Raw genomic sequence first — 24,464 nt, 5'->3', positions numbered from 1 at the left:
TCGAGTGAGAGGTCCGCGCCGTTGACGCGGAGGGCGAGCAGCGCTCGGGGGTCGCGGATCTGATTGCCCCGCAACACCACCCGGGTGAAGGGGCCAGAGGGTTGGATGGACTGGACCAGGACGCTTGTGGCATCGGGCAGTCCGGCCAGAGCGGCGAGGTCGGCCAGCTGTAGGCCGCTCCAGTGCTGGTCGTCGGTGGACCATCCCTCCACGCAGGCGATCGGCAGTGCGGCGGCATGCTGGGGCATCGCCAGGAGCTGATCGCGGGTGAAGACCCGTGGCGCTCCGCGTCCGTGGACCTCCAGCCGCCAGTTGGGTCCGACGAGCGCGGGGGTGACGCCCACTTTCGCCGCCGTCTTGTTGATCTGGAAGGCGTTCGGGCCGCTGCCCGGATCGCGATTGTGCGGTGCGAGCAGTGCAGTGGCGCGCAGTCGTTCGCCGATGCTCTGTCCGGCGGTCACGACGAACAGGAGTAGCGATCCCGCTCCGACCATGCCCACCGCGCCGCGGCGGGTCATCGTGGGCGGGGCGGGGGCGGCTGCCACCAGGCCGTCGGGGTCGGGTGGTTCGGGCACGGTGTGGGCGAGGTCGGTGCGCAGTTCGGTGCCCAGGCTGCGTGAGCGCAGGCCCCGGGTCATCCGGCCGAGTCTGAGGCACACATGGACGACGAAGGCGGCGATGAACACCCAGGCGCCGTAGAAGTGCAGGCGGTAGAACGAGCCCGGGAAGACGTAGTAGAGCTGGATGTTGAAGATGCCGGTGACGAACTCGAAGATGACGCCGCCGACCAGTATCAGCAGGGACAGCCGCTCCAGGCTGTGGGCGATGGAGCGCACCGGCAGCCATTCGAACAGCTGCGGGATCACCGACCACAACTTGGCCAGCAGCACCGGCACCAGCACCACGCCCAGCGTCACGTGCATGCCCTGGAGCAGCCGGTAGAGCCAGTACGGGTGGGTGGGCCAGCTGAAGAGGTAGAAGCCCAGGACGCCCTTGTCGGGTGTCTCGTCGTTGAGGGGGCTCAGTCCGGGGTTGTAGGAGGCGTAGGAGAGCAGCCCGGTGACGAACAGCACCGGAATGCCGATCAGGAGGACCAGGCCGAACACCGACGTCAGCCAAGGCCCGCGGATCGGACTGCGCCAGAATCCAGGACGGAACGGACCCGGGGGCGGAGGCGTCTGCTCGACCCGGCGCACGAGGGCCCTGGTACGAGCGGCCCCCGTGGTGGCCCGCGCCGCCGCGGCAGCGCGCACGCGCTCGAGGAGCCCCTGCGCGTGACCCTCGTCCGATCCCCGCCGCTGAGGCCCGCCGGAGCCCGCAGTCGGTGGCTGTCCGCCACTGTCCAACGACTGCCTCCCCTATCCCCAGACCGTCCCTCAACGTGGGGATCGAACCCCGCCGCTCCGTCAGTGCCTGTCAAATCGTCAGCCACAAACTGGCACAGATCGGGTCGGCTCTCCGTGCCTGGCGTGCATGCGGGTGTCCGTCGTCAGCCGAATGGCAGAACCGGTGCTCCTCACGGCTCGACGGGTCGCACGGTGGCCTCATGATGGTGGGGTGCGACGCCTCAGCGCACGACGCAGCGCCACCACCTGGCTCGGCCGCACCGCGCTGACCAGGGAGGTGTTCTGGTTCGTCGTGATTGGCGTCGCCTCCACTGTGGCCCAGGCCACGCTGTACTGGGTTCTGCGCCAGTGGTCGCAGCCCATCCTGGCCAATTTCACCTCCCTCCTTGTCGTCACCGTCCTCAACACGGAGGCCAACCGCCGGCTGACCTTTCGCGAGTCCCGGGTCCGGGTCCTCCAGGCGCATCTGACCGCAGGCGGCCTGTTCGTCCTGGCGTACCTGGTCACCTCAGGCGCTGTCCTGCTCTTCCGTCACTACCGGCCCACCGCCTCACCAGCAGCGGAGACCCTGGTACTTGCGCCGAGCTTCGCCCTGGTGACGGTGGTGCGCTTCACGGTCCTACGGATGGTCGTCTTCAGACGCCGCCGCCAATGACCCCCTCGCGCCCTATGCGACCGACACGCCTGCTGTTTTCGACAGGGTGAAAGGGAGCCACTTGGGCAACGGGAATGAGAGCCACTTTGGTCTGTTCGTGAAGGTGGTGGAGCCCGCCACCTCGTCGGCCTCGAACTTCGCGCCTCGATGATCTGGTTCGAAGACCTCATACGAGCAGCCGATTGATCACGACATCGCACAGACCCTACGCGGAGCAGGTCACGGCACTGTGCGGGATGCTGGTGGGCCAGGCGATGACCAGCCCTGTGGTGACCGGCCTCGACCAGTCGCTGATGGACCGCTGCAGGCAAAGCCGTTCGAACCCGTTGAAGCGTGCAGTTCGGGCGGATCATGCGCTCCTGACGGCCGGGACGACAGCCTTGCGGGGAAGACTGGCCGGTCGGCGGCAGCCGTGACTGGCGCGTCCCTGTGCTCGGCGCGAGCTCGAGAGAGGTCCTGGGGGATGTCGGCCCGATTCGGGGCGGGAGGTGGAGCAGAGCGCCAAGGAAGCGTCAATGAGCCATCAGGAACGCATACTTGTTCGTGCGGGAAAGCCTCGCTGTGGTCCTGAGGGAGCGTGTCAAAGGTGAGTGGTGGGGGCGAGGGGCTGGGCAAGGTCGAGGTACGGCTCAAGTGGGACCCGAGCCCGCTGGGTGAGGCACCGCGGCATCTCGACATCGTCGCCGCGACCTACTCGGCGGACGACCCCTACGGGCGGCCGGCGTACGTCGTGCACTACGACAGCCGGTCACCGGACGGCACCATCAGCATGACCCGGAACAGCCAGACCGGCATGGGCTTCGGGTTCGTCGAGGTGATGGTCCTGGAGTTCGACCGGCTGTCGCCCGCGTATGGGCGTGTGGTGGTCGGTGTGGCCATCCACCAGGACGGTGGACCCCGGACGTTCGGGGACATCTCCAACGCTGGGGTGGTCGTCGTACAGGGATACCGGCAGCTTGCGACGGACGGCTTCGCCCAGGTCGCCGACTTCACGGCCGCGACGGTCGCCGAGTTCACCCGGGACTCCTCCGGAGTGTGGGAGATGCGCGAGATGATCCGAGGCTTCGACGCTGACCCGGTGCTCTTCACCATGGAGATGGGCAGCCCGCAGCACTGACCGCGCTCCGCGGCTTCTCGATCACCGGCTCTTTCCCCACCGTTCCGCAGGACACCGGAAACAGGTGCTGGTGCTTGTGACGGAGTGTTGGCTCGTGGCGAAGAAGACGGCGGCAGCGACCGGTCCGTACGCGGCTGTGGCGGTTCAGGCGCAGTCCGCTTCGGCGGACGAGTGATTTCGTCGAGGCGTGGCTGCTGCTCATTGCGTGGATCGTGGAAGAAGTGCTGGGGGGCGCGACCGCGGGCGTGCTGGCCGCGATGGTCGCGGACCGGGGCTTGGAGGAGGACCGTTCCGGCCGCCGGGAGGTCGTGGCGGTCCTCCTGGAGAAGGCCCGGGATGTGGTGCCCACACATGCGGACGTGAGCACCACCGTGCGACGGTCCGGTGGACGATGCCCGACGGCCGGACACACACCGGCCGGGACGCCGTGCCCGTCGACGCTTCCGCCGGGACGCGCCTGCCGGTGTGGACGAATTCCCGGGGGGCCTGGTATCCCGGCCCCCTACTGAGTCCGAGGCGGTCCCTGAGGTCCTCCTTCGCCGGCATGGACGCGGCCACCGTCATCGGAGGCGCGGTCTGGGGTTCCGTACGGCCGCACGTGCCTTGCTGGACCGGCGCCTTATGAGGCAGTGGGCGCTGGTGTGGGAGAGCGTCGGCACCCGACGGGGTGGCAGGATCGCCTGATCCGCCACCCCGCGGGTTTCCGGCTCCTCGGTTCAGGCAGTCTCCGCCTGGGCCTCGACGTCCTCGATGCCAGTGGGCTGCCCTGCCCGGTTCCAGCGGACGTACAGGCCCGCGGCGATGAGCACAGTGGCCACCAGGGACAGCACGGGCCAGCCGCGCAGCAGGTTCACCACCAGGGTGAACGCCACGGCCGCTGCGCCGATCCCGTTGAGCCAGGCCAGGGCGGGCTTGCGCTCGGTGCGAGCGAAGCGGGTCATGGCGAGCAGGCCGACCAGGAAGCTCACGAAGACGGCGACGGCGTAGAAGAGGACGAGTTCCTGCTCCTGGCCGGCCGCCGCGACGATGATGAGTGCGGCTGCGGCCAGGTAGACCACCACGGACCAGTACGGCGTGTGGTGGCGGTTGCTCCGGCCGAGCACCGTCGGCAGCACGCCCGGCTGCTCGGGCGTACCGGACAGGGCCTTCAACAGGCCGGGGCCGGCCTGGACCGACACCAGGACCGGATCGCCGACGCCCAGACGCTGATCCGCCGCCGGGGGCCCGCAGCGGTCTTCACCGGCGATCGCCGCGAGCACCACGGCCCTCTCCCTGGGCCAGGGCGTGTGGGCGGTGCCCGACGTCCCGGTGTTCGCCGAGGGGCTGGAGCGGGCCCTGCGGTTGACCGAGCGGGCCGCGGGCGAAGCAGTCGTCCTTGAGGCCACCGGCCGCAGCGACGCCGATGCCGCCCGCTTCCAGGCGATGTTCACCGCCGCCCGGCAGGAGGACTGGTCCGAGTTCCTGGCCGACTGCGACAAGTACGACGCCGAGCTGGCCAAGGAGATCCGCAACCAGAAGTTCACCCTCGCCGAGCTCGAGGAGGAAGAACAGAGCCTGGAACGGCTGCGCCGCTGGCACCGCGACCTCAAGGCCCGCGACGTGTTCGGGGCGCCCGAGGCCGCACGTGCCGGGCAGCGGCTGAAGGACTGCGCCGATGCCTACGAGGACTACGCCGAGCAGGTCTTCCGCGCCCTGCACCAGCCCTGAACAGGCCCCCTGTAGCGGAGGAGACCGCAGCCATGACCTCACAAACCCCCGACGCTGCCGCCGCCCGATGGCAGACGTGGCCGCTGTACGCGGCAGGCTTCACCACTGCCTTCGGCGCCCACGGGATTGCCGCCAGCCTCGGCCGGTACACCGAGGGACATGCCGCCTCGCTGCTGGTACTGGGCGGCCTGCTGGCCCTGTACGACGGGGCAGAGGTGCTGCTCAAGCCGGTGTTCGGGACGCTGGCGGACCGGATCGGTGCCCGCCCGGTGCTGCTCGGCGGGCTGCTCGGCTTCGCCGCCGCCTCCGTCTGTTTTGTGCTGGCCGACAACACCGGTCTGCTGTGGGCGGCACGGCTCGGGCAGGGGGCGGCGGCCTCCGCGTTCTCCCCGGCCGCCTCCGCGCTGGTCGCCCGGCTGCATCCGCAGGGCAAGCGCGGCCGGGCGTTCGGCTCGTACGGCTTCTTCAAGAGCATGGGCTATACGGCGGGTCCGCTGCTGGGCGGCGCCGTGATCGCACTGGGCGGGCTGCGGCTGCTGTTCGCCGTCATGACGGTGCTGGCTCTGGCCGTGGCGGCGTGGGCCTTCGCGGTGGTCCCGACCGTGCCGCCGCTGCCCCGGGCCCGGCAGAGCGTGCTCGACCTCGCCCGACGCCTGCGCGAGGGCAGCTTCCTGCGGCCGACCGCCGCGCTGGCCGCCGCCACCGCCGCCCTGTCGGTCGGGGTCGGCTTCCTGCCCGTCTCCGGCACTGCGGCGGGCCTGGGTCCGGTCGCCACCGGCGCGGCCGTCTCCGTACTGGCCGCCTGCGCCGCTCTCGTTCAACCCCGGGCGGGCCGCGCCCTGGACGCCGGACGGATCACCGCCGCCACCGGCATCACCGCCGGGCTGGCCATGACCGCCGTGGGGCTGGCCGCGGCGATGCTGCCCGGCATCGCCGGGGTGCTGCCGGCGGCTGTGGGCATCGGTGCCGGAACGGGGGTGATCACCCCAGTCGCCTTCGCGGCCCTGGCCGCGGCCACCCCGGAGGAGCGGATTGGCCAGACCATGGGCGCCGCAGAACTCGGCCGCGAACTCGGCGACGCAGGCGGTCCGTTGCTGGTCGCCGCTGTGGCTGCGGCATCGACTCTTACGGCCGGATACGCGACCCTCGCGCTGCTTCTTGCTGCCGCGCCGGTCCTGACACTGACCCGTCTGCTGACCGGTCGGCGCATCGACATCCCCGCCGCTCGCGACTAGGACCTGTCCGGGCGATCAAGAAGGGTTTGGCCTCTGGGGATCGATTGCCAAAGTGCATGGAGCCTTTTCCAACCTGGCGTAGAGCGAAGCGAGTTGAAGCTGGCGGCTGCACCTAGCGGTGAAGCTCCTGGTAGACGGGTTCACGACCGCGGGAGGCACAGTCCGCGTTCCCTACCGCGGGCGGTGGGACACGCTGTCGGCCGGCCAGCGGGCCGTCAACGTCTCCCACGCGAAGATCCGCGCCGTCGGCGAGCAGGCCATGGCCACCCTCAAGCAGTCGCGCCTGCTACGGAAGCTCCGCTGCAGCACCACCCGCATCACCGACATCGTGAAGGGCCGTCCTCGCCCTCCATCTGGCCACCTCAGCATGTGGTTGATGTGACTTCGAGCGATCGGTGACCAGGGACCCTCGGATCCGCCCTGGTCAGCACTCCGTGACGATTCGTAGTTGGCCATCGGGAATCCGAACTGCATGGCCGAGTCTGTGTCGTCCTCGCTCCGACTCAGGTCACTGGATTCCGGTGGCTCTGGTCACCATGCGTTGATGACCGGCGCGTCGGGTTCGTGCTGCCGCCAGGCTTCGTTGAGGCGCGCGAGCCGGTCCGCGGTGGCGATGCCCAGCAGGGACGCGACCTTGCCGTCGCTGACTTCGAACGCCACGGCGCCCACGACCCGGTTGTCGGTGACGGCGAGGACGGCCGGGGAGCCGTTGACCAGCGCGATGTGGAACGAGGGGGAGCCGCCGGCCAGCCGCCGCTTCGCCGGCGTGGGCTTGAAGCCGGCCCGCACGTAGAAGGCGACCCGCTCGCGCGTGTTGTACCGCAGCAGTCGCCTGGCCAGTCCGTAGCCGTCCGAGACCGCGGTCGCGTCGTCGGTGAGCAGCGCCACCAGCCGTTCGGTGCGCCCCGACGTGGCGGCGGCGAGGAACTCCTCGACGATCCGGCGCGCGGACGCGGGGTCCACTTTGTCGCCGCCGCGGCGCTCGGCGGTGACCCGGATCCGGGCCCGGTGGACATGCTGTTGGCTCGCGGACTCGGTGATGTCGAGGATCCCGGCGATCTCGGCGTGGGGGTACGAGAAGGCCTCGCGCAGGACGTAAGCGGCCCGCTCGACCGGCGAGAGGCGCTCCATGAGGGTCAAGACGGCCAGGGACACCGATTCGCGCTGCTCGAAGGTTTCGGCCGGACCGAGCATCGGGTCGCCCTCAAGGAGCGGCTCGGGCAGCCAGGCACCGGCCGCTCGCTCGTGGCGCGCCTGCGCCGAGCGGAGCCGGTCGAGGCAGAGATTGGTGACGACCTTGGTCAGCCACGCTTCCGGCACCTCGATACGTTCACGGTCTGCGGCCTGCCAGCGCAGGAACATGTCCTGCACGGCGTCCTCGGCGTCGGCGGCCGAGCCGAGCAGACGGTACGCGAGCGAGGCCAGCCGGCCCCGGCTGGCCTCGAACCGATCGATGGCTGCGCTGTCCATGCGGAGGAGCCTATGCGGCGACCTTCACACCGGCCCGGTCAGGCGCGGTGGCCAGGCGATGCCTGCGCTTGGGCATGCCGAAGGTCGGGTGGACGATGCCCCACCCGGCACCCTTGAGCACACCCGACTTGAGCCGCGCGGCGGTCCGGCCGCCCAGGTACCAGGACTTCGAGTGGGCGTCTCCGTCCACCATCTGGAAGATCGCGTCCCGCCGCCCGAGGCTGATGTGGTTGCCGTGGTACTTCAGCCCGATGGTCGGGACCTTGCTGCCAGTCAGGCGCGCGATGATCGCTGCGGTCGCCTGCATGTTGGTGTAGCCGGCCGAGGCGCAGGACATCGGCAGCGGCCGGCCGTTCTCGCCGATCGCGTAGGCACTGTCACCGGCGGCGTAGACGTCCGGGTGCGAGACCGAGCGCATGGTGCGGTCAACGACGACCTGGCCGGTCTCGACGACCTCCAGTCCGCTGGCGGCCGCGATGCGGTGGACGGCGAACCCGCCCGACCACACGGTCACGTCGGCCGGGATGGACGTACCGTCGGCGGCGATCGCCCGGGTCGGCTCGACGGCTTCGATGGCGGTGTGTTCGTGGACGGTGATGCCGAGCCGGTCGAAGGCCTGGCGCAGGTGACGGAGGGCCTTCGGGGAGAGCCAGGCACCGAGCTCGCCACGGGCGGCGAGCGCGACCGGGAGGTCGTGCCGGGACTCGGCGAACTCGGTGGCGGTCTCGATGCCGGTCAGCCCCTCACCGACGACCAACACGGTGCCGCCCTCGCGCAGGCCGGCCAGGCGCTCACGCAGACGCAGCGCTGAGGACAGGCCGGTCACATCGAAGGAGTACTCGGCCACGCCGGGCACGCCATGGTGGGCTACGGAGCTGCCGAGCGCGTAGAGAAGCGTGTCGTACGCGAGCTCACCGTCGCCCCCCTCGCCGGTCACGGCGACTGTCCTGAGCACGGGGTCGACGCCGGTGACGCGCGCCAGGCGCAGGCACACCCCGGTGCCCGCGAATACGTCGGTGAGCTTGCGGAACGCGAGGTCCTGGCCGATGGCGAGCTGGTGGAGCCGCATCCGCTCAACGAAGTCGGGCACGGCGTTGACGACGGTGATCTCGGTGTCGGCCGGAGAGAGCCGGCGGGCCAGGTTTCCGGCGGCGAAGGCCCCGGCGTATCCGGCGCCGAGTACCACGATGCGGTGCTTCATGGCGTTGCTCCTGTCTGGTTCGCGTGCCCCTTGAACGAGACGGCGCCCCGATTGCTGACACGAGCCGGATGTGACGCGGGTCACCGAACTAAGACAAGCGGCTGAGCCTACGACAGGTGCTGGGCCTGTCTTGGTCAGTCGAAACGGAGCGATGGCCGACTATAGATCGACGTCACAATTGGAAAAGGCTCATGGAGTCCGTCAGTTCAAATCAAATGTGGATCGGCTTGCGGTAGCGGACGTACTCGTTCTGGCGCCGGAACCCTACGCTCTCGTAGAGGTCGTAGGACCGGTGCGGATTCGCCGTTCCGGTGTACAACCGGGCGGTCACTGCGCCGTGCTCGCGGAGGCATCGCAACCCGTCCAGCAGCAGGGCTCGCCCCAGTCCCAGACGCCTCGACTCTGCCCGCACGCTGAGTTCTTCAACTTCGCCCACGGTGCGGTCATGCCGACGGATGGCGCACAGGGCGACGCCTGCCACATGCAACCCATCCCAAGCGGCCCGCCAGCAGGTCGGGGTGGCCGTGGCGAGGAAGCTCTCGAACGTCCACTTCTCGGTGAAGGCGGCATCCGCATATGAATCAATGACCGTCTTCCAGGCCGCGTGGTAGCTGCTCGGCTCGACGGCACCCACTCTGATGGCGACCGGCAGCTGACCGTCGTGCTCGGGTAGCCGTCGCAGATCGGCCAGTTCCAGCTCTACCAGGCTGAAGACACGGCGGTACCCGGTTTCGAGCAGCAGCTCCGTTGCATCCTCCTCAGAGGCCATGGCGTTCGCGCCGAACACGGCCGTCTGTGCGGTTCCATGCTGCTGCACGAGCTGGCGGATCCGGGTCTCGGCCCAGTTGAGCATGTCTGAGCCGATGCCCTCGCCGCGGTGCTCGGGTAGCAGATATCCACGGTGCAGGTACAGCCATGTCCCGTCCCGCTCCTGCCACCAGCTGATCGTCATGTAGCCGACGATGTCACCGTTGTGCTCCACCAAGACCTGGTTCTCGGACGGGTCGTCCAGCTTGGCGGAGGCTTCGGCGATCTCGGCTGCCGTCGGGACTCCCTCCACAACCGAGCGGGCGTCGATCCCATCCCGCCCTGCGCAGCCCAGCCGCACGGCGGCCATCGCGCCGTGGTCTCCGTTGCCGTGATACGGCCGGAAGAGATAGCCGGGCAATCGTCCCAACGATCCGAGGCCGCTGCCGCTGTTCACGCCCATACCAAGACCTCCCGTCATGTTGGACATGCGGTCAGCGAGCGTAGGCCCTGCCGATCGAACAACAGAACTCGTTTTCCGCAGCATGACCGTTCGCGGGGGACCTGACGGACGAGGCGTGGGACCGGCTGCTGCCGTTCCTGTCGATGAGTAACGGTCGGTGTGGCCGATGGCGGGACCACCGCCAGGTGATCCGGCACACCATCCCCGAGAAGACCGACAGTCAAGCTGCCCGCCTGCGTAGAGGCTCACAAGGCGGACGGCCACCCGGCTTCGACGAAGATAGGTACAAGCAGCGCAACACTGTCGAACGAGCGATGGACCGGTTGAAGCAGCACCGGGCGGTGGCCACCCGTTACGACAAACGCCGCTACATCTTCCTTGGCACCGCAACGGCAGCAGCCCTCGCCATCTGGCTCCGCACATGATCGGCCGGACAGGTCCTGGTGCTGGGTTCCTCAAACGGTGTACACATATCGGCGCCGCATTCGGCGGGTTGGCGGTGCGGGTCTGCCCCAGATCCAGGGGTTGGCACGGGAGTTGAGCTGGCTGATTGCAAGGGTGGTGGCGTGTTCGATGTCGTCGCGGTTGGCGAATGAGCGGCCGGCGAGGGCGGCTTTGAGGAAGATGCGCCACCAGCCTTCCTGCAGGTTGAGCCAGCACACGCCGACGGGGATGAAGGCGTGGTGGATGCGGGGATGGTCTTCGAGCCAGGTCCGGGTGGACAGACTGTTGTGACTGGACAGGTTGTCGCTGACGATCCAGAGCTCGCCGGTCGGGTTGGCGTCTTCGATCTGTTGCAGGAACTGCTGGTAGAAGACGCTGTTGCGGGAGGTAGCGGCCATGGTGATCTGTTGGCCGTCCCGGACGCGTAAGGCCCCGTAGACCCAGGTCTTCTCGGGGCCGCGGTTGTAGTCGAGATCCGCTTTGATCCGGTGCCCGTCCGGTGACCAGGCGGGTGCGGGCGGGAAGGTCCGCATCCCCGCCCCTGGGCGGGGTGATCGTCACACCGGCTGGACGGGGCGGCATCCCACGCGGGCGTAGGATCGGATACCGATATCGGTTTCGTCACTGCCGGAGGTGGGCCAGCGTGCGGGAGTTCCAGCGGGGCGCGGTGCGGCTGCACATCCTGCACCACGCGGCCGAGGAGGAGATCCACGGCGCGTGGATGACCGAGGAACTGGCCCGCCACGGCTACCAGATCAGCCCCGGCACCCTGTACCCGACACTGCACCGGCTGGAGACCGACGGGCTGCTCGTCTCCGAGCAGCGGGTGGTCGACGGCCGCACCCGGCGCGTCTATACGGCGACCGAGGCCGGGAAGCAGGCCCTGGCCGAGGACCGCAGGGCCCTCAAAGAACTGGCCCGCGAAGTCCTCGGCGACAACGCCCCGTAGCGGCAGCCGCGCCGGTTACGCCCTGCGGGCGGTCACGGCGCGGCGGAGTCCGTAGGCGGCGGCGCCGAAGGCCAGCACCGCGGCTCCCGAGACCACTGAGGACAGCGGCAGGGCGAAGGCCAGCACCAGACAGCCGGCCAGTCCGACGGCCGGGATCAGCCGGTTCGGCCGTCCCTCGTCCTCGGTGAGCGTCCAGGCAGAGGCGTTGGCGACGGCGTAGTAGGCCAGCACGCCGAAGGAGGAGAACCCGATCGCCCCGCGCACGTCCGCCGTCGCGGTGAGCATCGCGACCACGGCGCCCACCAGCAGCTCGGCGCGGTGCGGCACCTTGAATCTGGGGTGGACGGCGGCCAGGGCGTGCGGCAGGTGCCGGTCCCGGGCCATCGCCAGGGTGGTGCGGGAGACCCCGAGGATCAGCGCGAGCAGCGAGCCGAGCGCGGCCACGGCGGCGCCCACCCGCACGACGGGGGCCAGCCAGCCGACGCCCGCCGCCCGGACGGCATCCGACAGCGGGGCCGCGGCCTGCGCCAGCCCGTTGGGGCCGAGGACCGCCAGCACCGCGACGGCGACGACGGCGTAGACGACCAGGGTGATGCCGAGCGCGAGCGGGATGGCCCGGGGGATGGTGCGCGCGGGGTCGCGGACCTCCTCGCCGAGGGTGGCGATCCGCGCGTACCCGGCGAACGCGAAGAACAGCAGGCCCGCCGCCTGGAGCACCCCGCCGGCGGTTGCGTCCGAGCCGACGTCGAGGCGGGCCGCGTCCGCCGTGGCGGAGGTGAGGGAGGTGACCACCACCGCGGCGAGCACCGCCAGGACCACGGCCACGATCACCCGGGTCAGGAGCGCGGACTTCTGCACCCCGGCGTAGTTCACCGCGGTCAGCGCCACCACCGCAGCCACCGCGACCGCGTGCGCCTGGCCGGGCCAGACGTACGAGCCGACCGTGAGCGCCATCGCCGCGCAGGAGGCGGTCTTGCCGACCACGAAGGACCACCCGGCCAGGTAGCCCCAGAAGTCGCCGAGGCGTTCGCGGCCGTAGACGTAGGTGCCGCCGGAGGCCGGGTAGCGGGCCGCGAGCCGGGCCGAGGAGGTGGCGTTGCAGAAGGCGACCACGGCAGCGACCGCCAGGCCGATCAGCAGCCCGGACCCGGCGGCGTGCGCGGCCGGGGCGAGCGCGGCGAAGATCCCCGCGCCGATCATCGACCCCAGGCCGATCACCACGGCGTCGGACACCCCGAGCCGCCGCTGAAGTTCGTCCGGCATCCCGGCGGCGGTCGATGGCTTGCTCATGGCCCACTCCCTCGGCGGCACAGCCGCGTACGTTACGTACTCCGATATCGGCAGACGATACGGGAGCCGGGCTGGACCGCCGGCCGCAACCCCAGGCCACGAGTGCACGCCCCGTGTTCGCAGAAATGAGGTTCTGCGACATGCCCCAGTCCGCCGAACCGGCCGCCGCCGTCGAGCAGTTCGACTGTCCGAACTGTGAGGTGCCCGCCGGAGGCACCTGCCGCACCCGCGGCGGCAAGGTCGCCCCGAAGAACCGCACCCGGCGCTTCATGCTCGTCCCCCAGCTCCGCGCCGAGCTGGAGGTGAAGACCCCCGCCGACCGCGGCCCCGGTCGCGCCTGGGAGATGGGACCCGCCGTCGACGCCGCCCTACTGGAGGCTGCGACGAAGCCCACCAGGGTGGGCTACGCGAGGTGCAGTACCGCCCAGTAGAGCCAGCTCGACGCGCTCGCCGAGGCCGGGTGCGACCCGGTGTTCTCCGAGGAGATCAGCACACGCATCAAGGTGCGGCCGGAGTTCGTCAAGGCGATGGACTTCGCCCGCACCATCAAGAAGGCCGTCCCGCACCAGCGGGTCATCCTCACCGTGCACGAGATGAAGCGCCTCGGACGCGGCGCCGCCGAACTCCTGGCAATCGCCGAGGACCTGCGCCACCACGACATCGAACTCGATCTCCGCACCGGCCCCCTCCAGGGCGTCTACGACCCGTCCGGGCACGGCGCCGCCCTGTTCGCGTTCTTCGCCGGCATGGCCGAGTCCGAGCGCGAGTACATCCGGGAGAAGTCTCCTCGAAGGCCAGGCATCCGCCCGCGAACGCGGCCGACACGGCGGCAGGCCCAAGGTCGTCGACGACGACATGGCCGCCTACGCCCGGTCCTTGCGGACCAACGGTGTCCCCGTCCCGCAGATCGCGCAGAAGCTCGTCATCACCTCGGGCAAGAACAAGGGCGAACACCCGTCGGTCGCCACCGTCACCGTTTTCTGGCTGCAGTCCAGTTCCACGGCGATCGCCGGCACTCGTAGCCCCGACCAGCCCAGCTCGATCATCCGGGCCCGCATCACTGCATCCCGCGGAGCCTTCCGTGCCCGCGACAATGGGCGAACGACGGCCCGTTCGTCCTCGTCACGCCCCGGTCGTGCGCGTAAAACCATCGTCCAGCACCCGCCCCCGAGGACCCTCAACTACCCCGCCACCAGGACATATACCCAGCGAAAGAGGAACCCGGCACTAGTAGGCGCTCCGCTGGAAGCGCGGTCCGCGAGCTGCGGGCCGTCTGTGGCTGGTCGCGCCCGCGCGGCCCAGCCGCATGTCGACACGGCCCCGCGCCCCTGACGGGGCGCCGTAGGGCACGGGACTTTGCCGATTCCGCTTGGGGCCGGTCCGTCCGGAGGATTTCAGCGTGGCTGTCCGTGGGTGGCGGCGCTGGTGTGCATGGCGTTCTCGAAGAGTCGCTCGGTGTCGTGGGCGGCCTCGGCCAGGCTCGCGCAGCAGACCAGGGTCAGCGCGGCACATACCAGCACTGGGCCTCGCCGGAAGGGCGTGGGTGGGGTCAGCAGGGCTTGCACGCGTCGTGGGACCGGGCCGCCGGTGGCCGCGAGAGTGCGTTGCGGTGCCCTTTTCGTGGCCAGGGCCGCGCGGGCGACGGCATGGGCCACCAGAGTGCGGTTTGCGACCTCGGCGGCTGCTTCCTCGTCCGCCCACCGTTCCACTGTGAAGGCGCCCTCCCGGATCAGCGGGCGCAGCAGCGGATGGACGGCCGCCGTCATTTGGAGCACGAGGAGGAACAGATGGTGGCGATGGCGCAGATGCGCTCGCTCGTGCGCGAGCAGTGCGCGTCGTTCATCGCCGGACAGTGCCTGCAGCATGCTGGAGGAGACCACGATCCTGCCCGGCATTCCGGGCAGGGCGAACGCGGTCGGCACCGGGTCGTCGACCACGGCCAGATCCCCGGCCGCCGGAAGTTCTCGGCATTCCCGCCAGCCGTCGACAAGCACGCGCACCCGCCGCCAGGACACCACCGTCAGCCCCGCCACGGACGCCAGCAGCACCAGCCCGCAGACGAGCGCCACCGAGCGGTGCACCGGATCGTTCGCCGCCAGCACCCCGGTCGACCACGGCCCTTCGGAGGCCACCAGCGGGATCTGGCCCACGAGGGTGAAGGCCAGCAGCGCCAGCGCCGTTGCCCATGTGCTCGCCGCCACCACCGCGGCGCAGGTCAGCAGCCACGTGGCGGCGCGGGGCGGCAGCCTGTGGACGGCCCACGGTGCCGCCACGCCGAACAGCGTGCTCAGCAGCAGCGGTACGTACACGTCGATCCGCACGTGTTAATCCTCCTGGTGTCCGTGCAGGAGCTGCTCCAGTACCTGCTCGTCCTCCGCCTCCAGCTCGGAGACGAACCGGGCGAGCACCGCGGCCCGGTCACTGCCCTTGTCCAGCAGCGCCCGCATCCCGGCCGCCGTGTGCGCCGCCTCGTCGCGCACCGGGGAGTAGAGGTAGGCGCGCCCCGCCCGCGCGCGGGTCACCTGGCCCTTGCCGTGCAGGCGGGTAAGGATCGTCAGCACCGTGGTAAGGGCGGGATCTCCGTGCAACTGCTCACGTACCGTCCCTGCCGCCAACGGCTCACCGGCAGCCCACAGCGCCGCGAGCACCTCGCTCTCCAGCTCTCCGCGCGCCCGACGGCCTACCGGTCCCTGATCGCTCACCCCTGTCGCTCCTTCCGCACACGGATTGGACTGGACACCCAAACTACTACGAGACGTAGAGGTTGAATCCGGCGTCATGGCAAGTATGAGGTCCAGCCGATGTCCGCCAGGGGGTGGCGGTGGGCCGTGCAGCCGCGGGCGCGCGGTCGGCATCCGGCCGTGCGGTAGCGGCAGGGAGTGTCGGACAGGTGCTACGCGCTGAGCACGTTCGTGGCCAGCAGGCCGAACAGCGCAAGCCCGATGATGATCCGGTAGACCACGAACGCGTTGAAGGAGTGCTTGGCGACGAACTTCAGCAGCCAGGCGATCGACGCGTACGCGACCACGAACGACACCAGCGTTCCCACAGCCAGCGGGGCGGCGCCCGCGCCGGTGCCGAGGGCGTCCTTGAGTTCGTACAGTCCGGCGCCGGTCAGGGCGGGGATGCCGAGGAAGAAGGAGAGCCGGGTGGCGGCGACCCGGTCCAGGTCACGGATCAGCGCGGTGGAGATGGTGGCGCCGGACCGGGAGAAGCCGGGAAAGAGCAGGGCGAGGATCTGGGAGCAGCCGACGATCATCGCGTCCTTGACCGTGACGTCGTCCTCGCCGCGCTTGTGCCGGCCCATCTGGTCGGCCGCCCACATGTAGCCGCTGCCGACGATCAGGGAGCCGGCCACCACCCACAGCGAGGCCAGCGAGCCCTCGATGAGTGGCTTGGCCGCCAGGCCGACGACCACGATCGGGATGGTGGCGTAGATGACCCACCAGGCGAACTTGTAGTCGTGGTTCTGCCGGGCGTCGCGGTGGGTGATGCCGCGCGCCCAGGCGCCGGCGAAGCGCACGATGTCCTTGAAGAAGTAGAGCAGGACGGCGGCGATGGCCCCGACCTGGATGACGGCCGTGAAACCGACGACGGCGGTGTCGTCGACCGGGATGTGCATCAGCCCCTCGGTGATCTTGAGGTGGCCGGTGGAGGAGACCGGAAGGAACTCGGTCAGCCCTTCGACGACACCGAGCACCGCGGCCTGTCCGACACTGATCGCACTCATTGGTCCTGTCCCTGCACTATTCGAAGATTCACGGGAGCGGTAACGCCGTACCGACGGGAATTGCGGGGATGCCCGGTCATACGACGGGCCCCGGGGGCTGCGGAGAGGCTGCGGCGCTACGGCGGTGGCGGCGCAGCTCCAGGACGACGGGAATGAGAGAGACGACGACCATCAGCGCGACGGCGGGCAGCAGGTACTTGTCGACGCTCGGGACGGTGGAGCCCAGCAGGTAGCCGGCCAAGGTGACCCCGAGGGACCACAGCAGCCCGCCGGCGACCTGCCAGGCGGTGAACGTGCGCGCCGGGACGCCGAGAGCCCCGGCGAGCGGGTTGAGGACGGTGCGCACCACGGGCACGAAGCGGGCCAGCACAACAGCCTTGCCGTGCCCGTAGCGGGCCAGCAGTTCCTCCGCCCGCGCCGCGCCGCGCGTCAGGTGCGGATTGCGGCTGCGTTCCAGCAGCGGGCGACCGGCCCGTCGGCCGATGAGGTATCCGGTCTGCGCGCCGAGCAGCGCCCCGGCCACGGCGGCCGCCAGTACCGCGGGCAGGGAGAGGCGCACGCCCCCGGTCGTGGTGGTGCACAGCAGGCCGGCGGTGAACAGCAGGGAGTCGCCGGGCAGGAAGAAGCCGATCAACAGCCCCGTTTCGGCGAAGAGCACCGCGAAGACGCCGAGCGCGCCGAGGCCGGTGAGCAGGGACGTGGTGTCGAGCGGGTTCAGGGCCAGCGCCGCGGTGTGCGGTGCGGCGGCCCACAGGTGGGAGGGCATGGGGTCCTTGTGTGCCGAAGCGGCCGGTCCCGGCGCCGCGAGCGGGCGGCCGGAGCGGGACGCGCGGAGAACAGACGGTGCTTCTACATCACGTAGAAGTTCGCTGTGACTGTAGAGGATCGGCCAGGAGCCCGCCAAGCCCGCGCAGGTGAACTCTTGCCCCCGCCCCGTGGGTGCGCCGGCGCGTTCTGGGTGAAGGCGGTCAGCAGGGGACCTCGATGGTCACGACGGTGCCGCGCTCGGTGTTCTCGGCCCGTGCGGTGCCGTCGTGGGACGCCGCGACGGCGGCGACGAAGGCCAGGCCGAGTCCGGATCCCCGAGTGGTCCGGCTGGCTTCGGCCCGGCTGAAGCGGTCGAAAGCCTGGGGCAGAAAGCCGGCGGGGAAGCCCGCCCCCTCGTCGGCTACGGCGAGACGGAGCCGCCCGTCGCGGACGACGGCGGTGACGCGGATGTCGCCGGCGCCGTGGCGCAGGGCGTTGCCGAGGAGATTGCCGAGGGCGGGCCTGACCCAGCGGGTGTCTACGGAAACGGTGGCGGGAGCGATGTCGGCGGTCAGGGTGCGGTGGTCGCGCTCGGCAGCGTCTCGGTGGCGGTCCACGGTGGCGCGTACCAGGTCGGCCAGGTCCACTGGTGTGCGGGTGATGTGCTGCGTACTGCCGAGCTCCTCCAGGTCCAGGAGGGCGTTGGACAGGTCGACCAGCCGTTGAACTTCGGCGTCGACCGCCCGGAGGGTGTCGGTGAGTTCGGCCGCGGTGCGGGGGCGGTGCAGGGCGACGTCGAGTTCGGCGCGCAGCAGGGCGAGCGGGGTGCGCAGTTCATGGCTGGCGTCGGCGATGAAGCGGTGCTCGCGTTCGGCGGCGGCTTCCAGGCGGTCCAGCATGCGGTTGAGGGTGTGGCCGAGCCGGGTCAGCTCGTCGTCGCGGTCGTCGGGGACCGGCAGTCGCAGGCCGGAGGCGCCGTCGGCCAGGGTCGCCGCGCGGGTCCGGTAGCGTTCCACCGGGCCAAGAGCGGCCCGGGCGGTGCGGTAGCCCACATACGACGCGGCCACCAGCGTCAGGCCGGCGGCGAGGGCGAGTTGGCCCAGGAGTTCGCGAAGCGCCTCGTCGCGGTGACCGCGCTGGATCGCCGCGACGGCCACCACGGTGGTGCCGTCCGGGAGACGGACGCGCCCCGCCTCCAGTCTGAGCGAGGTCGGCTCGATCGGCAGGAGACGGCCGATGTCGTGGTGCACGGTGGTTCCGGCGCCGCTCGCGCGCAGCTCGGCAGCAGTCAGCAGCGGCGTCGCGTGCTGGCCGTTGCTGGCCATGGTGATCCGTCCGTGCGCGTCAATCACCTGGTAGAGGCTTCCGGCCGGTCCCTGCGGCAGCGTTCCGTCCCTGCCCAGGGCGTTGCTGAGGCCGTTGCGGTACTTGGCGAGGTCCTCGTTCAGCTGCTGGTCCAGGGCGTGTTCGACGCGCCAGTAGACCAGGCCGGCCGCTCCGGTCAGGACGACGGACATCGCGGCGGCGACCGCAATGAGCAGCCGCAGCACGATGGGCAGCCGGCGCGGCCGCCACCACCGCGGTCTGCGGCCGGGCGGCGGTGTCACGGCGTGGTCTCCAGCCGGTATCCGCGCCCGCGCAGCGTCGTGATGTCACTCCGGCCGAATGCTTTGTCGACCTTGGTGCGGAGCTTGTAGACGTGGACGTCGATGGCGTTGCTGCGGAGGTCGAACTCGCCGTCCCACACCTCGTCCAGCAGCCGGGAGCGGCTGACCACCAGCCCGGCGTTCTCCATCAGCACCTGCAGCACGGCGAACTCCCGCCGGGAAAGCTCCAGTTCGGTGCCGTCCCGCCAGGCGCGCTGCGCACCGGGGTCCAGCACGAGGTCGCCGACCTCCAGGCGGCTGTCCAGGCCGCCTGGGCCGTCCGCGCCCGGACGGCGGCGGGATATCGCGCGCAGCCTGGCATGCAGTTCCTCCATCGCGAAGGGTTTCACCAGGTAGTCGTCGGCGCCTGCGTCCAGCCCGGCGACCCGCTCGGCGACCGCGCCGCGGGCGGTCAGCAGGACCACGGGTACGTCGTTGCCCTCGCGGCGCAGGGTGCGACAGACGTCCACCCCGTCCATGCCGGGCAGCATCACATCCAGTACGACCGCGTCCACCTGCGGGTCGCGGGCAGCAGCCAGCCCGCCCGGACCGTCGTAGCGGCTGTCGGCCGTGTGACCGGACTCGCGCAGGTAGCGGACGATCAGCTCGACCAGGCGGATCTCGTCGTCGATGACCAAGAAGTGCACGGCGTGAAGGGTATGCGGGAGCCGGGCGGCCCCGGACACCGGCCACCCTCGTCGCCATCTCAACCTTCATGGTGCGTTCATGTGAAATCCCTAGCGTCCTTCACCTTGCAGCGGATCGATCACCCTGTCCGCTGGGGAGGAGAAGCATGCACAGCCACATATCGCCGCTCGCGGCGAAGGGGCTCTCGGCGCACCTGACGGCGATAGACATGATCACCCGGGCCGGGCTCGACGTCATCGCGCTGATGATATTGGTCGGCTGGCTCTACCGGCGGCGACGCTCCGTGACGGAGATCCCGCTGGTACTGACCGCGCTCAACCTCGGACTCTTCGCCGCGATGACCGCGATCACCGCGGGGAAGTTCCCCGCAGGCGTCGGCTTCGGGCTCTTCGGCATCCTGTCCATGGTCCGGCTGCGCAGCGCCGCCTTCACCCTCCGTGACGTCGCCTACACTTTCGTCGCGCTCGTCGTCGGCCTGGCCAGCGGACTACCGCAGCGGCAGACCGGGCTGATCGTCGCCCTCGACGTCCTCCTGCTGATCGCCGTATCCCTGGTGGACGACCCCTCCGCGCACCGGCCCACCCGCGTGGTGCGCGTCACCCTCGACCGCGTCTACCGCGACCCCGAGGAGATCCGGATGGACGTCGCCGCCCGGCTCGGCGCGCAGCCGCTGTCGGTGGCCGTCGACGAAGTCGACTACGTACGCGAGACCACCCGCGTCTGTGTCCGCTTCCCGGTCCAGGACCCGGCCGAGGCCGAGATGCCCGAGGAGACCGACCCGGACGCGCCACGCTCCCCCCGTACCTCGGAACGGCAGCCCGCATGACGCCCGCGACGAGCGTCCTGCACGCCCCGACACCGACCGCGTCCGGACCGGAATCGCTCGCCGAAGCCCTGGGCCTGGCACGTCTGCTGGGCGCCTCCCTCGCCGAGGTCGACGCGGCGGCCGCCTTGCAGCACCGCGTCGACCGCAAGTACCTCGTTCCCCTCGCCGTGGCAGCGCGGCTGATGGTCTCGCTGGCCGGCACCCACCGGGTCCTGGACATCGCGGGCCGCCGCACCACCGACTACCGCAGCACCTACTTCGACACTCCCGAGCTCGCCGCCTGGCGCGCCCACGTGCAGGGGCGCCGCCGCCGGTGGAAGGTCCGCACCCGGCTCTACGCCGAGGACGGGCTGTGCCGAATCGAGGTCAAGACCAAGGACGGCCGCGGCGCCACCGTCAAGCACGCCCTGAACGCCGAGGCCGACGCGTACGGACGGCTCGACAGCACGGCGACGGACTTCGTCAACGCCATGCTCGGCCAGGCAGGAATCACCTCCGTCCCGGCCACTGACCTGACCCCGGCCAGCGAGGTCCGCTACCACCGGGCGGCCCTGGCCGACCTCGAAGCCGGCACCCGCGTCACCCTCGACGGCCTGCTCACCTGCCACCGCGACGACCGGACCACCGCCCTCGACCCCGGTCACGTCCTCGTCGAGACCAAGGGCCGTCTGCGCCCCGCCCCGGCCGACCGGCTGCTGCTCGATCTGGGTGCCCGGCCCGTCTCCGTCAGCAAGTACGCCATCGGTCTCTCTCTGCTGGTACCCGGACTCCCCGGCAACGACTTCCGCCGCATCGCCCGGACCTACTTCGAAACCAGCGCACCCTCGCACGCCTTTGAAAGGAACGCCGCATGACAGCCGCCGCCCGCCGCGTGAAGTGGCAGTACCCCGTCATCGCCGTCGCCGCCGTCGCAGCCGCCGGCTTCGGGCTCGTACGCCCCCTGGTCACCGCCGACGCCACACCCGCTGCCTCGTCCAAGACCAAGCTCTCGGCCACCGACCGGGTCAAGAAGAACCCCCCGCCCGCCCTCTTCACCGACGCCCAAATCGCGGACGTGACCAAGCAGTTGAGGGCCGAGCAGCACACCGCCGACACCCTCTTCGCCCAGTGGAAGAAGGCCCACGGCACCACCCGCGACGACCACGCCTTCACCACCTGGGTCGAAGCCCACATCCCCGCCCCGCCCAGCAGCACGGCGCGTGCCGCCGAGCTCAAGCAGGTCCAGACACTCGCCCGCACCCGTACTCCGGTGGGCAAGAAGGCCGCGACCTGGCTGGAGGTCTACGGCAAGAAGGACATCTGGAAGGTCTACCTCCACGACCAGCGCGAAATCGTTCCCACCGCCGTGGGCAAGACCGACAAGACGCAGCTCAAGGCAGCCTTCACCCTCTCCAAGACGATCACCAAACAGCTCGTCGCCCGCTACAACAGTCCGGCCCCTTACGTCCTCGACACCTCGCTGCGCCCCGAGAAGCACATCAAGGCCGGCGCGAAGTGCCCCTGCTCCTACCCCTCGAAACACGGCGCCCTCTCCGCCGCCGCCGTCACCTACCTCAGCAACCTCAACCCGCACCGCGCCGCCGAATACCAGTGGATGGCGGCCGAAGTCGCCTACTCCCGCCTCTACATGGCCGGCCACCTCCCCAGCGACATCCTCGCCGGCGCCCTCCTCGGCGACCTCGTCGGTGACTACGTGCTCACCACCGGCGGCCACACCGCGTAGGGCTGCTCCGAGGGGTACGGATCGGTGGCAGGCAAGGTTGGATTCTGGGCGCGACCGTGAGTCGGTCCCGACCTGACCGTGCCGTATGCAGGAGAGATGGCGACCATCACCATCATCTGAGCAGGCTCCGGCTGTACCAAGAGGTCGGTGTGGTCCACGTCCCTGGTCGGAGCGGGCGCGACGACTCGCCGTCAGGGTGCTGGCGACATTCGCCCTTTCACTCCGCCTGGTGCGTGATCGCTGTCTGGCCGTACGTCGCAGGACGAAGACCGGCGCGGCCGGGCGGCGGCGTGTACATGCTTGGCAGCCGTACCGGCCAGGCGGGAAGTTTGGTGATGGGCCGGGCCGGGGCACGAAGAAGGCTCTGCGGCCGTTCCTCGGCCGTCAGCAAGGGGCCGCGGCGGCCGTTGGCAGGCTCGTGGCGGCGGCTTCCTCGCCGCCGGGCTGGAGGTGGCCCAGGAGCGTGCTGAGCACGCGGTTCACGGTGGGGTCGACCACGGTGTAGTACATGAACGTGCCCTGGCGGCTGGCCTTGACGATGTTGGTCAGGCGCAGTTTGGACAGGTGCTGGCTGACCGTGGTCGGGTGGGCGCCGACGATTTCGGCGAGACAGGCCACGTTCGACTCGCCCTGGGGCAGTGCGTACAGCAGCCGCATCCGGGTGGGGTCGCTGAGGATCCGCAGGACGCTGCATGCCGCGCTCGGGCCTCGCAGCCCGTCCCGGGGTGCCGTGATGGCGCGTCAGATCACGACGGCCTCGGAGGTCGTGCCATAGGAGGGATTCGCCCTCCAGGTCGACGGCATGCCGAACGTGGCGAGTGGGCGCACATAAGGAAGCCGCAGCGCCGCCACTCGATGTTCGCGGTCGGCGCCCGCATTCACTGCCCTGGGGCGAGGGCGGCTTCCGGTTCGGCGGGTTCGTCGGTGAGGCCGAGTCGCAGGTGTTCGGCGTGATACAGGGCCTGGTCGAGGAGTTCGGCGACGTGGTTGTCGTAGAGCGCATACACCACGGAGCGGCCCTGGCGGGTGCCGGTGACCAGGCCGAGGTTGCGCAGCAGGCGCAACTGATGGGAGCCCTGGTCGGCAAGACGCCGCAGTTCGCCGATGTCGCCAGTTCGGCGGCGAGTTCGATCAGCTCGTCGAGCGCCGACGCGTCACCGCTCTCGGCTCGTTGCCTGAGGTCGGACAGGGCAGGGTCGGGCAGGGCGGAGTCGGGCATGGTGGGCAACCTCTCACCTGGGGAGCTTTCCTGAGGCTCGGAGTTTCTGGCGACGGTCGTGCCATTCGTTCAGCAGTTCGGGGAGCCGCTCGGCGAGGAACTCGGTCAGCGCGACCATTTCTTCGAGCGGGGCGCGGCGTTCCGGCGGAGCGTCGGCGAGCAGGGCCAGTCCTTCCCGCAGCAGCGCCGCCTGCTCCTCGTGGATGGCGGAGTCGAAGTTCTGTGGCTGCGGGCTCGCTGGATCCAGACTCACTCGGTCCGCCGGTTCGCCGGCGGTGCGCGTGCGCCGCGTCATGCGGTAGTTCTCGAGCAGCTTGACCGCGCCGGTGATGGCGCTGCGGCTGGCCAGCAGAGCCTCGCTCAGCTCGTCAATCGTCTGCTGGGGCGGGTCGCAGACGAACAGGTACCCCAGCAGGCGTCCGGCCATCGGTGGAAAGCCGTACTGGCGTGCGTAGAAGCGGCCGACGTGGTCGGCGAAGATCAGGTCGGCATCCCGGGGCATGCAGTCGATGGTGGCGATTCTGGCTGAGATAACATTTATTTGTGTCATCGTCCCCAGCGCTTTAAGGCGCTGGCGAATCTTGGCGTGTTCACATCGTCGGCACGGCACTAGCTAGAGTGAGACAGTGACCTCTCCGTCGGAAGACCTGCCGTCACTGATCAGCGAGGACGACCGCGACGCGGCCGTGCAGCGTCTCCAGGAGGCGTATGCCGAGGGGCATATCTCGCACGAGGAGATGGACGAACGCCTCCACCGGGCGCTCACTGCCACAACGCACGGTGAGATCGCTTCGGCTCTGGTCTCGCTTCCGCAGGGGAACGAGGGCACCACGTCCACGATTGCCGCCGCCGGCGGACGGATCAAGCGGCGCGGTGTGTGGCGGGTACCTCGGTTCCTCAAGGTCGAGTCCGCATTCGGAAGAGTGCATCTGGACCTGTCCCAGGCGGTCTTCGAGCACCCGGTGGTCGACATCGAGCTGCAGCTCGGCACCGGCAGGGCGAAGATCACGGTGCCTCGCGACGCGGTCGTCGGTTTCGAGGATCTGCGCACCGGATGGAAGGATACGCACTACAAGCCCCCGCGGAGGTCCCGCCCCGGCGGGCCGAAAATCCGGATCTCCGGAACCATGGGGTACGGACGGTTGAAGATCCGCCACGCGCGGCGTTGAGGTGCTGTCCGGGAGCGGGATCACCTCTCCGGCCCCGCTAGGCCCTGTCGTCAAATTCCCGTCCGCCCCGCGACGCCATGCACGCACTCTCACCGCACCAGGCACAGACCCGAGTACGTCCAGTACGAGGGC

26 protein-coding genes and 3 pseudogenes are annotated in these 24,464 nt (G+C 70.1%); 13 read left to right on the top strand and 16 right to left on the bottom strand.

What is annotated here, in order from left to right; genetic code table 11:
- Positions 1-1,115 (bottom strand): molybdopterin-dependent oxidoreductase (locus ABZ656_RS43020; RefSeq protein ID WP_360275933.1); only part of this gene is annotated, 1,115 nt, incomplete at its 3' end.
- A gap of 442 nt (positions 1,116-1,557) precedes the next feature.
- Between ABZ656_RS43020 and ABZ656_RS43015 the strand changes: the two genes are divergently transcribed.
- Together ABZ656_RS43015 and ABZ656_RS43010 are read left to right on the top strand one after the other, a co-directional pair.
- Positions 1,558-2,001 (top strand): GtrA family protein, encoded by a 444-nt coding sequence (locus ABZ656_RS43015; protein WP_248297112.1) that lies wholly within the window; start codon positions 1,558-1,560, stop codon positions 1,999-2,001.
- A 586-nt stretch (positions 2,002-2,587) separates the two neighbouring features.
- A complete protein-coding gene (locus ABZ656_RS43010; protein ID WP_101407754.1) occupies positions 2,588-3,118 on the top strand; it encodes a TerD family protein in 531 nt (176 codons plus the stop codon).
- A 716-nt stretch (positions 3,119-3,834) separates the two neighbouring features.
- Here ABZ656_RS43010 and ABZ656_RS43005 read toward each other — a convergent pair.
- Positions 3,835-4,380: a hypothetical protein gene (locus ABZ656_RS43005; RefSeq protein WP_360275926.1), complete on the bottom strand. Its 546-nt coding sequence runs from the start codon at positions 4,378-4,380 to the stop codon at positions 3,835-3,837.
- Positions 4,381-4,411: 31 nt separating this feature from the next.
- Between ABZ656_RS43005 and ABZ656_RS43000 the strand changes: the two genes are divergently transcribed.
- The 3 genes and pseudogenes from ABZ656_RS43000 to ABZ656_RS42990 form a co-directional block, all read left to right on the top strand.
- Positions 4,412-4,825, top strand: coding sequence for a Chromate resistance protein ChrB (locus ABZ656_RS43000; RefSeq protein WP_360275923.1), 414 nt, complete (start codon positions 4,412-4,414; stop codon positions 4,823-4,825).
- Positions 4,826-4,857: 32 nt separating this feature from the next.
- The gene (locus ABZ656_RS42995) at positions 4,858-6,060 is read left to right on the top strand and encodes an MFS transporter (protein WP_360275920.1); all 1,203 of its coding nucleotides are present in this window, start codon (positions 4,858-4,860) and stop codon (positions 6,058-6,060) included.
- Positions 6,061-6,208: 148 nt separating this feature from the next.
- Positions 6,209-6,437: pseudogene (locus ABZ656_RS42990) on the top strand (IS5/IS1182 family transposase); the annotation flags it as partial.
- A gap of 154 nt (positions 6,438-6,591) precedes the next feature.
- Here ABZ656_RS42990 and ABZ656_RS42985 read toward each other — a convergent pair.
- The 3 genes from ABZ656_RS42985 to ABZ656_RS42975 form a co-directional block, all read right to left on the bottom strand.
- Positions 6,592-7,530, bottom strand: coding sequence for a sigma-70 family RNA polymerase sigma factor (locus ABZ656_RS42985; protein WP_101407752.1), 939 nt, complete (start codon positions 7,528-7,530; stop codon positions 6,592-6,594).
- Between the two features lie 10 nt (positions 7,531-7,540).
- Positions 7,541-8,731 carry an FAD-dependent oxidoreductase gene (locus ABZ656_RS42980; RefSeq protein ID WP_360275917.1) on the bottom strand — a complete coding sequence of 397 codons (1,191 nt, stop codon included), beginning with the start codon at positions 8,729-8,731 and terminating at the stop codon, positions 7,541-7,543.
- Positions 8,732-8,942: 211 nt separating this feature from the next.
- Positions 8,943-9,941 carry a GNAT family N-acetyltransferase gene (locus tag ABZ656_RS42975; protein WP_360275914.1) on the bottom strand — a complete coding sequence of 333 codons (999 nt, stop codon included), beginning with the start codon at positions 9,939-9,941 and terminating at the stop codon, positions 8,943-8,945.
- Between the two features lie 179 nt (positions 9,942-10,120).
- Here ABZ656_RS42975 and ABZ656_RS42970 point away from each other — a divergent pair.
- A pseudogene (locus ABZ656_RS42970) lies at positions 10,121-10,366 on the top strand (IS5/IS1182 family transposase); the annotation flags it as partial.
- Positions 10,367-10,396: 30 nt separating this feature from the next.
- On the opposite strand, the gene ABZ656_RS42965 reads toward ABZ656_RS42970, so the two are convergent.
- Positions 10,397-10,918: a transposase gene (locus ABZ656_RS42965; RefSeq protein ID WP_360275911.1), complete on the bottom strand. Its 522-nt coding sequence runs from the start codon at positions 10,916-10,918 to the stop codon at positions 10,397-10,399.
- Between the two features lie 110 nt (positions 10,919-11,028).
- Here ABZ656_RS42965 and ABZ656_RS42960 point away from each other — a divergent pair, with 110 nt between their 5' ends.
- Entirely contained in the window at positions 11,029-11,334 is a 306-nt protein-coding gene (locus ABZ656_RS42960; RefSeq protein ID WP_101407748.1) for a PadR family transcriptional regulator, read from the top strand.
- Between the two features lie 15 nt (positions 11,335-11,349).
- On the opposite strand, the gene ABZ656_RS42955 is transcribed toward ABZ656_RS42960, so the two are convergent.
- Positions 11,350-12,624: an APC family permease gene (locus tag ABZ656_RS42955; RefSeq protein WP_101407747.1), complete on the bottom strand. Its 1,275-nt coding sequence runs from the start codon at positions 12,622-12,624 to the stop codon at positions 11,350-11,352.
- A 140-nt stretch (positions 12,625-12,764) separates the two neighbouring features.
- Between ABZ656_RS42955 and ABZ656_RS42950 the strand changes: the two genes are divergently transcribed.
- A complete protein-coding gene (locus ABZ656_RS42950) occupies positions 12,765-13,055 on the top strand; it encodes a hypothetical protein (RefSeq protein WP_360275907.1) in 291 nt (96 codons plus the stop codon).
- A 39-nt stretch (positions 13,056-13,094) separates the two neighbouring features.
- Positions 13,095-13,646: a recombinase family protein gene (locus ABZ656_RS42945; protein ID WP_360275904.1), complete on the top strand. Its 552-nt coding sequence runs from the start codon at positions 13,095-13,097 to the stop codon at positions 13,644-13,646.
- 372 nt (positions 13,647-14,018) lie between these two features.
- Here ABZ656_RS42945 and ABZ656_RS42940 read toward each other — a convergent pair whose 3' ends face one another.
- From ABZ656_RS42940 to ABZ656_RS42915, 6 genes are all read right to left on the bottom strand, one after another.
- Entirely contained in the window at positions 14,019-14,945 is a 927-nt protein-coding gene (locus tag ABZ656_RS42940; protein ID WP_101407746.1) for a M56 family metallopeptidase, read from the bottom strand.
- A gap of 3 nt (positions 14,946-14,948) precedes the next feature.
- Positions 14,949-15,326 carry a BlaI/MecI/CopY family transcriptional regulator gene (locus ABZ656_RS42935; protein WP_360275900.1) on the bottom strand — a complete coding sequence of 126 codons (378 nt, stop codon included), beginning with the start codon at positions 15,324-15,326 and terminating at the stop codon, positions 14,949-14,951.
- 191 nt (positions 15,327-15,517) lie between these two features.
- Positions 15,518-16,354 carry an undecaprenyl-diphosphate phosphatase gene (locus ABZ656_RS42930; protein ID WP_101407744.1) on the bottom strand — a complete coding sequence of 279 codons (837 nt, stop codon included), beginning with the start codon at positions 16,352-16,354 and terminating at the stop codon, positions 15,518-15,520.
- A 76-nt stretch (positions 16,355-16,430) separates the two neighbouring features.
- Positions 16,431-17,120, bottom strand: coding sequence for a DedA family protein (locus ABZ656_RS42925; protein WP_180362717.1), 690 nt, complete (start codon positions 17,118-17,120; stop codon positions 16,431-16,433).
- Between the two features lie 202 nt (positions 17,121-17,322).
- Positions 17,323-18,708 (bottom strand): HAMP domain-containing sensor histidine kinase, encoded by a 1,386-nt coding sequence (locus ABZ656_RS42920; RefSeq protein WP_360275896.1) that lies wholly within the window; start codon positions 18,706-18,708, stop codon positions 17,323-17,325.
- Positions 18,705-19,394 carry a response regulator transcription factor gene (locus ABZ656_RS42915; RefSeq protein ID WP_101408468.1) on the bottom strand — a complete coding sequence of 230 codons (690 nt, stop codon included), beginning with the start codon at positions 19,392-19,394 and terminating at the stop codon, positions 18,705-18,707. The genes ABZ656_RS42920 and ABZ656_RS42915 overlap by 4 nt, the downstream gene beginning before the upstream one ends.
- 146 nt (positions 19,395-19,540) lie before the next feature.
- Here ABZ656_RS42915 and ABZ656_RS42910 point away from each other — a divergent pair, with 146 nt between their 5' ends.
- Genes ABZ656_RS42910 through ABZ656_RS42900 form a run of 3 tightly spaced genes read left to right on the top strand, consistent with a single transcriptional unit; the run spans position 19,541 to position 21,944 of the window.
- Entirely contained in the window at positions 19,541-20,221 is a 681-nt protein-coding gene (locus ABZ656_RS42910) for a DUF4956 domain-containing protein (RefSeq protein ID WP_360275893.1), read from the top strand.
- Positions 20,218-21,075: a polyphosphate polymerase domain-containing protein gene (locus ABZ656_RS42905; protein ID WP_360275890.1), complete on the top strand. Its 858-nt coding sequence runs from the start codon at positions 20,218-20,220 to the stop codon at positions 21,073-21,075. The genes ABZ656_RS42910 and ABZ656_RS42905 overlap by 4 nt, the downstream gene beginning before the upstream one ends.
- Entirely contained in the window at positions 21,072-21,944 is an 873-nt protein-coding gene (locus ABZ656_RS42900) for a phosphatase PAP2 family protein (RefSeq protein ID WP_360275887.1), read from the top strand. Before ABZ656_RS42905 ends, ABZ656_RS42900 begins: the two co-directional genes overlap by 4 nt.
- Before the next feature lie 384 nt (positions 21,945-22,328).
- Here the strand turns inward: ABZ656_RS42900 and ABZ656_RS42895 are convergent, their stop codons facing one another.
- The 3 genes and pseudogenes from ABZ656_RS42895 to ABZ656_RS42885 all read right to left on the bottom strand — a co-directional run bounded on the left by ABZ656_RS42895 (position 22,329) and on the right by ABZ656_RS42885 (position 23,665).
- Positions 22,329-22,622: a metalloregulator ArsR/SmtB family transcription factor gene (locus tag ABZ656_RS42895; RefSeq protein ID WP_360275930.1), complete on the bottom strand. Its 294-nt coding sequence runs from the start codon at positions 22,620-22,622 to the stop codon at positions 22,329-22,331.
- A gap of 200 nt (positions 22,623-22,822) precedes the next feature.
- Positions 22,823-23,017 (bottom strand): annotated as a pseudogene (locus ABZ656_RS42890) (transcriptional regulator); the annotation flags it as partial.
- A gap of 159 nt (positions 23,018-23,176) precedes the next feature.
- Complete coding sequence (locus ABZ656_RS42885) at positions 23,177-23,665, bottom strand: hypothetical protein (protein WP_360275884.1); 489 nt, start codon at positions 23,663-23,665, stop codon at positions 23,177-23,179.
- Between the two features lie 124 nt (positions 23,666-23,789).
- Here ABZ656_RS42885 and ABZ656_RS42880 point away from each other — a divergent pair, with 124 nt between their 5' ends.
- Entirely contained in the window at positions 23,790-24,332 is a 543-nt protein-coding gene (locus tag ABZ656_RS42880; RefSeq protein ID WP_360275881.1) for a DUF1707 domain-containing protein, read from the top strand.
- The last annotated feature ends 132 nt before the right edge of the window (positions 24,333-24,464 follow it).

The sequence above is a fragment of the Streptomyces sp. NPDC007095 genome (genome assembly GCF_040634475.1).
Lineage (GTDB): Bacteria > Actinomycetota > Actinomycetes > Streptomycetales > Streptomycetaceae > Streptomyces.
The sequence above is the reverse complement of the archived record's forward strand: the minus strand, read 5'-3'. Positions and strand labels throughout refer to the sequence as shown.